We start from the raw sequence: 13,811 nt of genomic DNA, 5'->3' as shown, positions 1-13,811 counted from the left end.
GGAAAGACTTTTACGTGCATTTTAAATTTCACTATAAATGAATGACGGTTTGAATAAATAATTGGACCATCACATAAAAAGCAATAGCGAACTTTAAATTGAACTGGAGACCGTTGCGAACACCACTTAATCCGTTGACACTACTTAATATAATCACCGGCATGACAAAAGGCGATAAAATAATGGAAATCACACTTCCAGACGTAACTGCTAACACGACCAATTCCGGCGGGTATGGAAACGGGATAGCTTCTAGTATCCCTGTTACTAATACGATGACTGGTAACGGACCTAACCCGATAAAACCAAGTAAAATCACAATAAACGGTAATAGAAACAATATATTTAGCAGAGGAATTATCCCAGTCAAAAAGTTCATGCCATTGATAACATACTCCCCAACATTCGACTGATTTAAAATATAAATCAGTAAGCCTGCAGCAACTAAAATACTGTATTGTTGAGCTTGTTTTGCGATTCCTTTTGAAAAATAATACTGGCTTTCCCTAACAAAACTCGGCATTCTTCTTTTAATAAGAAAATAAAGAAAGGTCCATATGAGTATGACTAACGGGATGGTTAGCAAAAACTCGAGCCCTGTAATTTCGTGAATAAAGAAAATGGTTCCGAACAAAGAAATAAACAGAAAGACAAATTCCGCTACATCTTTATTCCACTTTCCCTGATTCCGAGAATTTTTCATAGCCTTTTCAATTTCATCTCCTAAAATACCTGAAAAGTCTACTCCGTATTTCTTTTCTTGATAATAAGAAAAGATTACCGATAAAACGGTGCCCGCTAACGCAAAGACAAATCCCAGCACCATGGACTTCCAAAGTGTCGCATCCAACGCCTCTACCGCAAAAATGAAGCTCGGAATACTAATTACCCATAATGTAGAAAGTCCAAAACCACGGAGAATTGCAGTTCCTTTAAAGTTTTCCCACGCTTCTCCTTTATGATCCTTTAAAAAAGTATCGATAAAATGATACATCATCGGCACAACGCCAAATAGTAGGAAATGAGAAATCACTTGCGTCATTGCCATAAGACCAAAATAAAATTTCTGGCTTTGATTTAAAAAGTTATGAGCGTAACTCATAATTTCTTCTATATAAGGCTCTTCTTTTAAAACCCAGCTAATCATTGGCACAACTAATAACAGACCAACCAAATTTCTCATTTGTTGCAACCCTTTGACTAAGTCCCCGCCAAACGAGTCGCTCGTGAAAAATAACACAGCTATAGCCATAATCACTAACCACATTTGTAATTGAACCTTCTTAAAAGGCAGTAGGATGGCAGTGAAAATCAGGAGCACCACACCCAACACTGAAAGCATTAAAGTTAATAATGCACTTTCATAAAAATAGGTGATAAAATGCACCAAACCATATCCTGTAACTGAGAATATAAAGCTTGTGGCAGCTTTTCGATTCATTTTATCCTCCTCCATTTATCTTCAATCGCTTGTTCTATTCTACACTTTTTTGCATCCTTATATTTTCTAATTTCATATTTTCCAAGTAACCTTAAATTGATAAACACAGGGCTTTTGTAAAACCCTATATTTCCTCATATTTTTAGTTTTCAGTAAATATGTGATATGCTCTGAGATAACAAAGGATTATACATGAACTCCCTTGGAATATAGACGATCTTATTAAACAGGACATTCCTGTATGAAAGCTTATCTGAATGCAAAGCGCTTTAACAGTATAGGGGGAATTAAAAGTGGGTGTAACAAAAAATTTCTTTATTGCATTGTCCAAAAACCAACCACTAAATAGTGCAGCCAAAAAATGGGGACTGAAATTAGGGGCCGGAAAAGTCGTCGCCGGAACTGACATCGCCAGCATGATGCAGTCAGTAAAGGAACTGAATGCCAATGGTATTAGTGCAACAATCGATAGTCTTGGTGAATTTGTTCACACAAAAGAAGAAGCAACAAAAGCCAAAGAGGCTATAATCAAGACACTTGAATCCATACAAATTTACGGAGTAAATGCGCATATGTCTGTGAAACTGACTCAGATTGGGTTGGATGTGGATTTTGATTTTTGCTTAAAAAACATTCAGGAAATCCTAGCAGAAGCTTCCCGCTATGACATCTTCATTAACTTAGATATGGAAGATTATGATCACTTACAACAAACACTCGATATACTTGAAGCCTTACGTGCAGAGTATGAGAATGTGGGTACAGTTATCCAAGCCTATTTGTATCGATCTGAAAAAGATTTGGAAACCTTAAAAGACGTTCGACTTCGCCTAGTAAAAGGTGCTTATAAAGAAAGTTCAGAAGTTTCGTTCCAGGAAAAGCACGAAGTCGATGAAAATTATTTAAAGCTCATTAAGATTCATCTTCAATCTCCTGGATTTACTTCGATTGCCACACATGATCACCATATTATTGAAAAAGTAAAAGCATTCGTAAAAGAAGAAAACATTCCTCTGAATCGCTTTGAATTTCAGATGTTATATGGTTTTCGTTCTGAAATGCAAAAAGACTTAGCCAAAGAAGGTTATGCTTTTACAACCTATGTTCCTTTTGGACAGGACTGGTATGCATACTATATGAGAAGACTCGCTGAAAGACCTCAAAACATCAATTTGATGTTAAGAAGCATGATTTCGAAATAACCATAAAGAAGCACCTCTGAGACAAACTCAGAGATGCTTCTTTTTTATTCATCCAAATTCCGTACTTGAATAGGCGGTAATAGACGTTGAATATTTTTTCGATGCTGTACATACTGTTCCGGTAGCATCAAGTTTTCCCCTAACGAATCCGGTGATTCATCTATCGCAAATCCTGGTGGGTCTGTCGCAATCTCAAATAAGATGTCTCCATATTCACGGAAATAAATCGCGTTAAAATACTGGCGATCTTGAACCGGTGTCACACCTAATCCGTATGTTTCTATTCGTTCTTTCCAATCCATTTGGTCGGCATCGTCTTGTGCACGCCAAGCGATGTGGTGAACCGTTCCAACTCCCATCTGTCCTACACCAACAGGAGATAATTTCACATCAATCATATTTCCAATTTCACTCGCTGCCCGGAAACGCAATAAGTCATCTTCTTCCTCAACTCTTTCTAGACCCATAACCGTTTCTAATAACTCAGCCGTTTTTTCTGCGTTAGCTGTGTACAATGTTGCGCCACCAAATCCTTTAATCGCCACATTTTTTGTTACTCCTTGAGTTTCCCAACTATTTGACTCTCCCTCTTGTCTTTCAACTAATTCCAAATGGAGTCCATGTGGGTCATCAAATGCTAAATACTGTTCTTTAAAACGTGTTTCTTTTGAAAAAGGTACGTTGAATTTTTCCAGTCTCTCTTCCCAGAATGCTAAAGCACCAACGGGAACCGCATAAGTAGTGACGCCAACTTGACCATCACCAATTTTCCCTTTGTATGCATTTCCCCAAGGAAAAAACGTAATAATAGTCCCTGGTTTTGCTGTTTCGTCACCAAAATACAAGTGGTACGTTTCTGGATCATCAAAATTAACGGTTTTCTTTACTAGGTGCAAACCCAATACACCTGCATAAAAATCAACATTCTCCTGTGGATCTCCCACAATTGCAGTAATATGGTGGATTCCCATCGACTTCTTCGGCATTGTACAGCACTCCTTTGTCATTAAAACTCTATGGGTATCTTACCATTGTATTATCTTGAATTAAAAATATTGATTCCAATTCCTCATCTGGACACTAAAACTTCAGTCAGGCTTGTTGTCTTCATATTCTTCCAACTGTTCTTTCCGTTGCTTTTTAATTTCTTCCAAGTCTTCTTTATTGTCCTGTTTGTCCTTTTCAATTTCTTCTTTTATCTCCCGTTCTTCTGTTTTAGAGATATTTGAATTCTCTTGTTCTTCCTCTATCTGATCTTTTTGATGCTCTTTAAGTTCTTCTATTTTTTCCACATCCTCGTGATATTGTTCTTCAACTTCAGAAGTCGAAGGAAGGAAAGGTTCGTCGTTAAAATCCGTTCTTTTGCCATAACGAAGCATTTCATAAATAATCAATCCGTTATTCGGCATTCCGTTAGCGGTCTTCATGGGAATAACATCAAATAAGACAAAGTAAAATGCATAAAAAACAAACCGATTGAAAAAAGTTGCGCGTTCTTCAAACATGCCGTTGGCCACCATGGCGTTTAACGTAATAGCCACCACTGTATTTAATAAAATCGGGCTTGCGTAAAGTGCGATGTAAGCAATCTTTCCTTGCCGTTTTAGCGAATCGTATGAAAACCAGCTATATAAATGGTAATACTTCCGTATATCAAACAAGCCGATTTTGATAATTCTTGTACCTGATCCGACGGTTAATCTCGGGTTTTTCACACCTAAAATCAAGCTCATCAACAAATAACCCGATTGTCTCAGAAAGACCACTACCGGTAAAATAATGAATGCAGATATTACTAATGCTATTAAATCGGGTATCCCAAACATTTGCTCACTCCTTTCAAAAGTGCAAAAATATTACCTCTTAACTTACCCCCTTTGTGTTGCAATCTTGCTCGTTCAGTATTACAAATATATTTCAATTCAGCGAATTTAATCCGTTGGTCATTGGCGGTTTTCGTGTTAGCATAGCAAGTATATAGATAGATAATTCAGAACCGACGAAGTAATTAGCTCCATAGCTCCATAGCTCCATAATCTAACCTATACCCGAATGATTAAGGATTCAACATACTTCAACGAGTGAAAATTTAATTTAAAGGATGGATAGTGTGAGTGCAAACCGTAAACGTGGAACTCAAAAAAAATGGACGCTTGCCACGCTCTTTATCGCTTTAGTCTTTGTGATGGTTATTTTTGAAGAAACTACCGCTCCTCCTGACGTTTCGGCATCTATTCATGTTTCAGGTTCTGCTGCTTTTAGCGCACCTCCCAATTTTCATGAAATTACGAAGCGAGTCACAGTCGTGAAGAACTTGTCTTACCATGATTCTCCAAATAGCCTCTTGGATATTTATTATCCTAAAGAAGCAGTTGATTCAATGCCTGTTATCTTATGGATACATGGGGGCGGGTATGTAGGAGGCTCTAAAGAAAGTCGACAAGATTATGCAATGTCACTTGCAAATGCGGGTTACGTCGTAGCGAATATTGATTATTCGTTAGCTCCAACAGCTCTTTATCCAGGTCCCGTAGTGCAGGCAAATGAGGCTCTTGCTTATATGAAAATTCACGCGAGTCAATACGGAGGTGATATGGAGCGAGTGTTCATCGGTGGAGATTCAGCAGGTGCCCAAATTTCCAGCCAAATTGCGGCTCTTATATCAAATGTGGAACTTGCTAACAACATGGCTATTCAACCTGCCATATCTAGCAATCAACTTCAAGGAGCATTGTTGTTATGCGGTATATACAACATGGATACACTAAGAACTACAGCATTTCCAAATATCGATTTTTTCTTAACAGCCTATACGGGCGCAGAACCTTTTGAGTCGTTTGCGAAAATCGATGAGCTTTCTACAGTTCAACACATTAGCTCTGACTTCCCACCTGTTTTCATAACCGCTGGTGATGCGGATCCTTTTGTTTCCCAATCTATTGAACTGGTTGATGTTTTACAGGCTTACGACGTTCAAGTCGCTTCTGTATTCTTTAAAGGCACTCAGAAAAACTTGAAACATGAATATCAATACGATTTATATACAGATGATGCAAGAGAAACACTCAAAAAAACACTCGACTTTCTTGCTGTTTATAGCAAATAAAAAATGAGCAAGCCGCGTATACTTGGCTTGCTCATTTTACGTTAACCTTGGTTTATGGCACTTTCTTTTACAACTGCCGCAGCAGATTGACGTCTTCTAAAAGGCACCATATTGAATAAGATATTTAAGGCAATAGCGGTAACACTGCCGGCAACAATTCCGTTGCTTGTCAAAATTTGAACACTCGATGGCAATTGAAGAAATAAATCAGGAACTACTGTAACGCCAAGTCCAATTCCAACAGAGCAGGCAATAATCATCGAATTGTCTTGTGAATCAGTAATGACCGCACTCAACATTTTAATGCCTTGTGCAATGACCATACCAAACATCGCAATCATCGCTCCCCCAAGAACTGAAGGGGGAATAATAGTTGTCACAGCAGCAATTTTAGGCACAAATCCAAGCGTGATCAACATAATTCCTGTAATGAAAATGATTTTTCGTGACTTTACGCCAGACATTTGAATTAGGCCGACGTTTTGTGAAAAGGCCGTGTACGGAAAAGAGTTAAAAATACCGCCAAGTAAAATGGCCAACCCTTCTGCACGATATCCTTTGGCTAAATCTTTTTCGGTGATTTTCTTTTTCGTAATGTCTCCGAGCGCAAAGTAAACACCAGTAGATTCAACCAATGACACCATTGCGACTAAAATCATCGTTAATATGGCAGGCAGTTCAAATGTTGGCATTCCGAAGTAAAACGGCTCGACCATATGGAAGTAAGAAGCATCTGCAATTGGAGAAAAATCAACTTTCCCTAGAAAAGTTGCTGCTACTGTTCCAACAACTAACCCTAATAAAATAGCAATAGCTCTCATAAAACCGCTAGAGAATCTAAAAAGAACTACGATAAACAAAAGTGTTCCGAAAGCCAAACCAATATTGCTGAGCGAACCAAAATCACTAGCTCCTTGCCCGCCCCCCATATTATTAATCGCAACAGGAATCAGCGTGATTCCGATAATAGTAACGACTGTTCCCGTAACAACCGGCGGGAAAAACCGTACAAGACTTCCAAAAAACCCACTAATTAATACCACAAACAAACCTGAAACAAGAATAGCCCCGTATATAGCAGATATGCCATACTGTCCGCCTATAGCAATCATTGGTCCAACTGCAGTAAATGTACAACCGAGTACCACTGGAAGTCCGATACCAAAGAAACGATTGCTGACAATTTGTAGAATGGTTGCCACTCCACAAAGTAAAATATCAATTGCGACCAAATACGTTAATTGTTCTGGCGTCAGTCCAAGTGCCTCCCCAACGATTAATGGCACCAATACCGCTCCTGCATACATCGCTAATACGTGCTGAAAACCTAAGGCTGTTTCACCCAACATTTTTTTCATTGAGCGTCACCTTCCCCTAAAAAAGTAACTTGACCATTTTCTAAAGACGCAATATGCGCCAAAGTCTCTACACGAATACCTTTATCGCGAAGCAAGGCACCACCTGGTTGAAATCCTTTTTCGATCACGATGCCGATTCCCGCTAATTTGGCACCTGCTTGTTCCACAATATCCAACAAACCTAGAGCAGCTTGGCCATTTGCAAGAAAATCGTCCAAGATTAATACGACATCATCTTTGTTAATAAAATCTTTCGACACAGAAATATCATTGGTTTCATTTTTTGTGAATGAATGCACGCTCGCTGTGTACATATGGTCGATCAATGTTAGTGATTTGCGTTTTCTTGCGAATACCGCCGGAACACCTAAAACGAGTCCCGTCATCATTGCCGGCGCAATCCCTGAAGATTCTATCGTTAAGATTTTTGTGATGCCTTCGTTTTTAAAGCGCAAGGCAAATTCTTCTCCAATCGCTTGCATCAAGGGTGGATCAATTTGGTGATTTAAAAATGAATCTACTTTTAATACCGATTCCGACAAGACTTTGCCGTCCGATAAAATTTTGTCCTGTAACTTTTTCATACTGTCAGCTCCTTTTCTGTCACGACTGAAGAAATGAAAAAAGCCCTCAGAACGTGCATCCATCCATACCATGAGTGGAGCAATGTCCTTCGAGCTTGAATTCGAAAGGAAACAAAAGAATTATCGCTTAAAAGCGCCATTCTCCTGTTTCGTTGCTTCTCATAGTCAGTTTGTTTACGGCAAACCGGTAGAAACTTGCGGGCCATATTCCCGCTATTATATGAGTAAATCGTATTTGAATGATCTAATTATAGCATGCTCTTTTTGCTTTTCAACCGCGTGCCTTTTTTAAAAAATATTCATTTTATTCAGATATAAAACTGACTTGTTATTACATTAAAATAATAAAAAAGGTGCTGCTAAGTCTAAGTAAGCATACACCTTTTTAAAATGATTTTTCATTTTAAAATAAACCATTCAATTGTTAATATATTTTTCAAATACATCTCCAAAATCTTTTACGTGGTATTGATTGCGGACGGAAGTCATCCAAGTAAAGCCAAAATCAGTCAGTTTTGAATATTGATCATCTAATGTTACATCACTCGTTCTAGAATTCTGCAAAACGCTGACCGCCTTATTTAAACTGTCATTTGCCATGTTCGTAATAATGGCATTTTCATGCATAATTTCAGCAACTCGTAACAAAGACTTATACAAATTCGTTAAGCGACTTGCTTGCTGTTTTTGAACATCGATTTTAAAATGAACGGCTCCTACAACAAAGGCTAACTCTACATCTAAATCGATTTTCCCTGCAGTTTCAAGCACGACACTTGAAATGGTATGCTGCGAATAAGGGTAACGCTTTAAGATCCGTTTAGATGACATTGCGCTATCTCCATCTACATGGATGATCGCAAGATTAGTAAAGCAATATTCGTCCGCTTTTGTCTTAATCAAAAAATAGATTTTCTCCCCATCTTCATGCATAACGTAATCATCTGAATCCGTTTTATCAAAGTCTTGTGGATCGATTATTTTCCCAATATCTGATAATCCTAATGCTTCTGAAGCCATTTTTTTGAACATGTCTCTTCTTCTCCTTTACTATTAAAATACTTACTTCTCCCATTTTATTTTATCAAAATTTTTTTAAGCTATTCTTCAGTTCTTCTATTTACTTTATAAGTAAACTCTACTTCCACTTTTTTCCCTGGAGACATGTGTACACAAAACTCTAATTCATTTGATTGTTTTAACTCGTAATCATGACTAGATGATTCCATCTCCCACATTTGTTCGAAAACTTCGTGTTTTACATCCACTCGAACGTGCGCCGATTTTTGGTTATGCACTTTGTAAATATACGTAATATAGTCAAAGTGACCGCTTCTATCCCGCTTCTTTTCCCAGCTTTCACTGACAATATCAAAAGCTCGACCTACCGTTAAAGATACTTTTTGCTGTACCGCCGTATTTTTGACAGCATCTTCACCGATAAATTCCATTTCTCCATTGTCGTCTTGGTGATATACTTTTAAAACTCCTTGAGGCAATGGCATTCCTAGCTTGTTAGCCGCAATGTTATCGAATTCAACCACAACTTTCGCTTGTTCACTGTGCGCATCTATTTTATACAATCTTCGAAAAGCAACTTCTTGTATATTTAAGAAACTTATTTGTTTAGTCTGTTTGTTTAAAATGGTCACTGGGCGACCCATGCTATATACATAGGAATCAGCTAAACTATGCTCTTTGATGCCAAACTTTGGTTCCTCTGCTGCAGAAAACAAGCTGGACTGCGTAACTAATGGCAAGTTATTCTTATACCGATTCACTTTACCAGCAGCTAACTGGAGCTGACTTTCGGAAAAAATCATGCCGCTATTATTGGAAATTTGAAACCAACCGATAAAGTTTAACGTAGAGCCGCTAATTTTCGCAACATAATTTGCTCGCCATTCTACTCCTTCTGTCAAATAGGAAATGTCTACTTTAGAAGCGGATTCGATAGCCATGACTTTGCAAACTAATGCTGGTTTTGTCAGTAACTCTTTTGGCAACCCAGGGAAAATCAACTGCCCAACTGGATCAATGAGTATCTCTCCTGTATCCATCCGCTCAGCAATAATATGATCCGAAACACTCAGCAAACGAACTTCCCATGCCTTATTCAACTTTTCATTTTTTATAGTTATGATCTCATCAATATACTTTTCCAATAATGTTTCTTTACTGACCAAGTCAGAGGTATAGCTTTGTTCCACGATGTGAAGTCCTTCTATCAAAATAGAATCTACTTCAATTTTAGGAGAGACGTTCATAAACCGGATTTCTGTCACTTCTTTGTTTGCTGGGACTTCTCTCATTTCTTTGACCAACCCAAATCCATCATTATAAATGGTTATGCTTTGAGATAGTAGATGTTCGTGTGTTGATTGGAATTCCATCCAAATCCCTCCTTATTTATCGATCAAAATAAGATTTCAAATAAGCAATTGTCTCCAGTCGACATTGTTCCGTTAAAGGAGATTTTTTTGTATGCACTAAATCACCGTATAATAAATCACCTAGAAACCGTAATTCTTCTTGATACCGTTGATTTGTTTGCGGGTCATAAACTTCTACTTGCATATAAATCGCTGTATTTTGTTCTACAAAATCCGTAACTGTAATTTGGCAAGTCATCTTTGTTCCTCCTGTAACTTTAGCTAAACTATCTATCTTGTTCACCTTGATTTTCTATATTCTACCACCCATTTTCAGATCGCGTCTTATTTTACTGATTATTCACTTACATTAAATTTTGTATGATTTGAAGCACGCGGGAACAAAATACAAGTTAATTAGTAGAAAAACAAAGAGGTATTGGAATGATTTCATTCCAACACCTCTTATACGCTGACTTATTGTTAAATCCAAGCCTTTTGTTTACTTAAAATAGGCCAATTGCTTTTCCATCTGCAGTGACATCCATATTCAGAGCAGCAGGATTTTTAGGAAGACCAGGCATGGTCATAATATCACCCGTCAAGCACACCAAAAATCCTGCGCCTAATTTCGGCATAATCTCTCGAATGGTAATGGTAAATCCTTCAGGACGGCCCAATAATTTAGGCTGATCTGATAACGAATACTGTGTTTTGGCCATACAGATCGGCAATGAATCCCAACCGAATTTTTTCAATTCGACAAGCTGTTTTTGTGCAAGGTCAGACAATTGGATATCTGCTCCCCCATACACTTTTTGAACGATTGTACGAAGTTTTTCTTCAATCGAATCCTCTTCTTTATAAAGAAATCGGAAATTTGTTGGGCGTTGCAATTCTTTTTTCACAAGTTTAGCTAAAGCTATTCCACCTTGGCCGCCTTTTTCCCAAACTTCCGTTAAAGCAATCTCAACTCCTTGTTGTTTTGCCCAATCTAGTACTGTTGCTAACTCTTCTTCACTATCACCAGCAAAGCGATTTAATGCCACAACAGGCTCAATGCCAAATTGTTGAATAGTATCTACATGTTTAGCCAAATTGACCATTCCACGTTTTACAGCATCTGCATTCGCTTCTGTTAATTGATCTTTTTTTACCCCACCGTGCATTTTAAGAGCTCGAACAGTGGCTACGATAACAACAGCATCTGGATTGAATTCACCTTTTCTCGACTTGATGTGCATAAATTTCTCTGCACCCAAATCAGCACCGAAGCCAGCTTCAGTTACAACGATATCAGCTATACGTCTCGCTGTGTTTGTCGCAATTAGCGAGTTACAGCCGTGAGCGATATTCGCAAACGGACCTCCGTGGATAATAGCAGGTGTCCCTTCAATCGTTTGAACTAAATTTGGTTTAAAGGCTTCTTTTAACAATAAAGTTAAAGCTCCTTCTGCTTCAAGGTCTCTGACTGTAACTGGCTCTCTGTCATACGTGTAGCCAATAACCATTTGTGCTAATCGTTCTTTCAAGTCTGAAAGGGAAGTCGCTAAACATAGTACAGCCATGATTTCCGAGGCCACCGTAATATCAAAGCCGTCCTGACGAGGGATTCCTTGTCCAGGTCCACCAAGACCAATCGTCACTTGGCGTAACGCACGGTCATTGATATCCAATACTCGTTTCCAAGTAATACGTCGTGGGTCAATATTTAAAACATTCTTTTGGTGCAAATGATTGTCTATTAACGCAGCTAGCGCATTATTCGCTGAAGTAATGGCGTGAATATCTCCTGTGAAATGCAAATTGATATCTTCCATTGGTAAGACTTGTGCAAAGCCTCCGCCTGTCGCACCGCCTTTCACACCCATGACTGGACCTAAAGAGGGTTCACGAAGAGCTACCGCTACGGATTCTTTCAATTGCTTAAAAGCATCTGCTAATCCTACAGTTACTGTAGACTTCCCTTCTCCAGCAGGAGTTGGACTAATTGCTGTAACTAATACTACTTGCCCTAATTTTTGAACAGGTGGCAATTGATCTACATTGATTTTCGCTTTAAAGTTTCCGTATAATTCCAAAGCCTCTTTTGAAATGCCCGCCTGTTCTGCAATTTCCAGAATCGGGTGTATAGTTGCTTTGCTTGCAATCGATAAATCCGTAAAAGCCATGAATAAAATCCCAACTTTCAATTTTTTCTTTAGTATAACCTGTTTTCTTTTAAAAATCAGCGTTCAATTATTAGCGCGATGTAAATAGAACATTAGAACCGCATATCACCAATAATCTTTAGTTCTGGGAAATCTTCTTCGATTACCACCAATAAACCATTCTCTTCTAAGTGATCATACAATTCTTCTTCATCAACTTTGCGAATTGCTTCCAATCCCTCAGTTCGGCCATGAAATTTCAGAATGTATTTTTTTTGATCACCTTTGGTCAGTATATAAACATCAACTGGCTCATATCTTTTTACGTTAGCCAACTGCTGATGCTCTAAGATTGATGCGGCATCCAGTTTATCAAAATGCGTAAAAAGGAACGCTTCAGAACGTCTTTCTTGCGCTGAGATAAAGCTCATTTTCCCATGATGCCGATTGATAAAGCGCTCAGACAAAGACTGGTGAAACGAGATTGTTTCCCATTCAACACGATTGCTATACTTTTCGATAAAGCGTTCGGATAACACTTGATAACGCGTAACTAAAGTCCAGTCCACTTGATGAGCATGACGATAGATTAATGGCATCGGTAAATGCTGGTAGCGACTAAGTTCCGCCCAATCTAATTTGTTTTGGTGCTTTTCGATAAACATCGGTGACAACCCTTTTGCATTTGCTAATTGCTGTTTTTTTGAAACAAGCTTCCAATAATATGTCGCATCAAATGCCCGGCTTTCTTTTTCAAAGGTTTTTTGCTGCTTTTTACTCAACTCTTCAATAGCAATTGGTTGCCATTTCTTTTTATTGGCATACTTCTCAATGAAACTTTCCGAAAGCTTTTGCGTTTTAATAATTTCATCCCAAAACAAGCGATTTCGATATTTCCGAATAAAACCTTCCGATAGTTCCTGATGACCGGAGATCAATTTCCAATTTACTTGGTCTGCATTTTCGTTAATAAACTTCTCGGACAATTGTTCTTCCTGGCAAATCTGATTCCAAGGTATCGAGCGTTTGTCTTTCAGGCTCTTTGCTTCCATTAATTCGTTTAAGGAATTGAACATATAAACCACTCTCACTTTTCATTTCTTTATTGTTTATACTAACATGCCTGTAAATGAAAAACTCATTATAGGCAAAGAGAATCCCTTGCTCAGGAGAGCAAGGGATTCTCTTTTCTTCACTACTTTTTCTTTTGAACAATCGCTACCGTACACCTCGACACACAAATCAATTTCTCTTCTTCATCAACAATTTTCACATCCCAAACCATAGTGGTTCTTCCTTTATGCAAGGGTGTGCCGATAGCCGTCACTATTCCGTCTCGTTTGCCACGTAGATGATTGGCATTAATTTCGAGACCTACTGCCATTTCATTTTCTTGATCGATTAAATTCCAAGTGCCAAAACTGGCAACTGTTTCAGCTAATACCACGGATGCACCTCCATGAAGTTGACCAAAAACTTGATGCGTAGGTCCATGTACAGGCATGGTAGCCATTGCTATATCCGAAGTCATTTCACCTAGTTCGATTCCTAATAGGCCAATAATGGTTTCATCCATTGGCTTCATATTCATGAAAACA

The 13,811-nt window shown here is 38.3% G+C and carries 13 protein-coding genes and 1 riboswitch; of the genes, 2 read left to right on the top strand and 11 right to left on the bottom strand.

Annotated features, from left to right (window positions below; translation table 11 throughout):
* Positions 1-31 precede the first annotated feature (31 nt).
* On the bottom strand, positions 32-1,441 hold the full coding sequence (locus BBI08_RS01675) for a hypothetical protein (protein WP_008498619.1): 1,410 nt from the start codon (positions 1,439-1,441) through the stop codon (positions 32-34).
* Positions 1,442-1,734: 293 nt separating this feature from the next.
* Here BBI08_RS01675 and BBI08_RS01670 point away from each other — a divergent pair, with 293 nt between their 5' ends.
* Positions 1,735-2,643, top strand: coding sequence for a proline dehydrogenase family protein (locus BBI08_RS01670; protein ID WP_008498617.1), 909 nt, complete (start codon positions 1,735-1,737; stop codon positions 2,641-2,643).
* A gap of 44 nt (positions 2,644-2,687) precedes the next feature.
* On the opposite strand, the gene BBI08_RS01665 is transcribed toward BBI08_RS01670, so the two are convergent.
* Positions 2,688-3,629, bottom strand: a complete 942-nt coding sequence (locus BBI08_RS01665) for a ring-cleaving dioxygenase (protein WP_065528426.1) — start codon at positions 3,627-3,629, stop codon at positions 2,688-2,690.
* Between the two features lie 102 nt (positions 3,630-3,731).
* Positions 3,732-4,469: a hypothetical protein gene (locus tag BBI08_RS01660; protein ID WP_008498616.1), complete on the bottom strand. Its 738-nt coding sequence runs from the start codon at positions 4,467-4,469 to the stop codon at positions 3,732-3,734.
* A gap of 284 nt (positions 4,470-4,753) precedes the next feature.
* Here BBI08_RS01660 and BBI08_RS01655 point away from each other — a divergent pair, with 284 nt between their 5' ends.
* Positions 4,754-5,749, top strand: coding sequence for an alpha/beta hydrolase (locus tag BBI08_RS01655; protein ID WP_083383289.1), 996 nt, complete (start codon positions 4,754-4,756; stop codon positions 5,747-5,749).
* Positions 5,750-5,790: 41 nt separating this feature from the next.
* Here BBI08_RS01655 and BBI08_RS01650 read toward each other — a convergent pair whose 3' ends face one another.
* From BBI08_RS01650 to BBI08_RS01615, 8 genes are all read right to left on the bottom strand, one after another.
* Positions 5,791-7,107 carry a nucleobase:cation symporter-2 family protein gene (locus BBI08_RS01650; RefSeq protein WP_008498614.1) on the bottom strand — a complete coding sequence of 439 codons (1,317 nt, stop codon included), beginning with the start codon at positions 7,105-7,107 and terminating at the stop codon, positions 5,791-5,793.
* Positions 7,104-7,691 carry a xanthine phosphoribosyltransferase gene (locus BBI08_RS01645; RefSeq protein ID WP_008498613.1) on the bottom strand — a complete coding sequence of 196 codons (588 nt, stop codon included), beginning with the start codon at positions 7,689-7,691 and terminating at the stop codon, positions 7,104-7,106. Before BBI08_RS01645 ends, BBI08_RS01650 begins: the two co-directional genes overlap by 4 nt.
* 142 nt (positions 7,692-7,833) lie before the next feature.
* A riboswitch (purine riboswitch) is annotated at positions 7,834-7,935 on the bottom strand.
* A 173-nt stretch (positions 7,936-8,108) separates the two neighbouring features.
* Positions 8,109-8,723 (bottom strand): PH domain-containing protein, encoded by a 615-nt coding sequence (locus BBI08_RS01640; protein WP_008498612.1) that lies wholly within the window; start codon positions 8,721-8,723, stop codon positions 8,109-8,111.
* Positions 8,724-8,791: 68 nt separating this feature from the next.
* Complete coding sequence (locus tag BBI08_RS01635) at positions 8,792-10,084, bottom strand: DUF4139 domain-containing protein (protein ID WP_008498611.1); 1,293 nt, start codon at positions 10,082-10,084, stop codon at positions 8,792-8,794.
* 16 nt (positions 10,085-10,100) lie between these two features.
* Positions 10,101-10,322 carry a hypothetical protein gene (locus BBI08_RS01630; RefSeq protein WP_008498610.1) on the bottom strand — a complete coding sequence of 74 codons (222 nt, stop codon included), beginning with the start codon at positions 10,320-10,322 and terminating at the stop codon, positions 10,101-10,103.
* 247 nt (positions 10,323-10,569) lie between these two features.
* A complete protein-coding gene (locus tag BBI08_RS01625) occupies positions 10,570-12,234 on the bottom strand; it encodes a formate--tetrahydrofolate ligase (protein WP_008498609.1) in 1,665 nt (554 codons plus the stop codon).
* A gap of 92 nt (positions 12,235-12,326) precedes the next feature.
* Positions 12,327-13,289, bottom strand: a complete 963-nt coding sequence (locus tag BBI08_RS01620) for a hypothetical protein (RefSeq protein WP_065528424.1) — start codon at positions 13,287-13,289, stop codon at positions 12,327-12,329.
* A 119-nt stretch (positions 13,290-13,408) separates the two neighbouring features.
* Positions 13,409-13,804: a hotdog fold thioesterase gene (locus tag BBI08_RS01615; RefSeq protein WP_008498605.1), complete on the bottom strand. Its 396-nt coding sequence runs from the start codon at positions 13,802-13,804 to the stop codon at positions 13,409-13,411.
* Positions 13,805-13,811: the final 7 nt, after the last annotated feature.

It is taken from the genome of Planococcus halocryophilus (genome assembly GCF_001687585.2).
Classification (GTDB): domain Bacteria; phylum Bacillota; class Bacilli; order Bacillales_A; family Planococcaceae; genus Planococcus; species Planococcus halocryophilus.
The sequence above is the reverse complement of the archived record's forward strand: the minus strand, read 5'-3'. Positions and strand labels throughout refer to the sequence as shown.

Bases quoted from the DNA above. Each gene is read 5' to 3' on its own strand.
- BBI08_RS01665 (WP_065528426.1), bottom strand. From the start codon at position 3,629: ATGCCGAAGAAGTCGATGGGAATCCACCATATTACTGCAATTGTGGGA.
- BBI08_RS01650 (WP_008498614.1), bottom strand. From the start codon at position 7,107: ATGAAAAAAATGTTGGGTGAAACAGCCTTAGGTTTTCAGCACGTATTA.
- BBI08_RS01620 (WP_065528424.1), bottom strand. From the start codon at position 13,289: ATGTTCAATTCCTTAAACGAATTAATGGAAGCAAAGAGCCTGAAAGAC.
- BBI08_RS01630 (WP_008498610.1), bottom strand. From the start codon at position 10,322: ATGACTTGCCAAATTACAGTTACGGATTTTGTAGAACAAAATACAGCG.
- BBI08_RS01615 (WP_008498605.1), bottom strand. From the start codon at position 13,804: ATGAATATGAAGCCAATGGATGAAACCATTATTGGCCTATTAGGAATC.
- BBI08_RS01675 (WP_008498619.1), bottom strand. From the start codon at position 1,441: ATGAATCGAAAAGCTGCCACAAGCTTTATATTCTCAGTTACAGGATAT.
- BBI08_RS01625 (WP_008498609.1), bottom strand. From the start codon at position 12,234: ATGGCTTTTACGGATTTATCGATTGCAAGCAAAGCAACTATACACCCG.
- BBI08_RS01640 (WP_008498612.1), bottom strand. From the start codon at position 8,723: ATGTTCAAAAAAATGGCTTCAGAAGCATTAGGATTATCAGATATTGGG.
- BBI08_RS01645 (WP_008498613.1), bottom strand. From the start codon at position 7,691: ATGAAAAAGTTACAGGACAAAATTTTATCGGACGGCAAAGTCTTGTCG.
- BBI08_RS01660 (WP_008498616.1), bottom strand. From the start codon at position 4,469: ATGTTTGGGATACCCGATTTAATAGCATTAGTAATATCTGCATTCATT.
- BBI08_RS01635 (WP_008498611.1), bottom strand. From the start codon at position 10,084: ATGGAATTCCAATCAACACACGAACATCTACTATCTCAAAGCATAACC.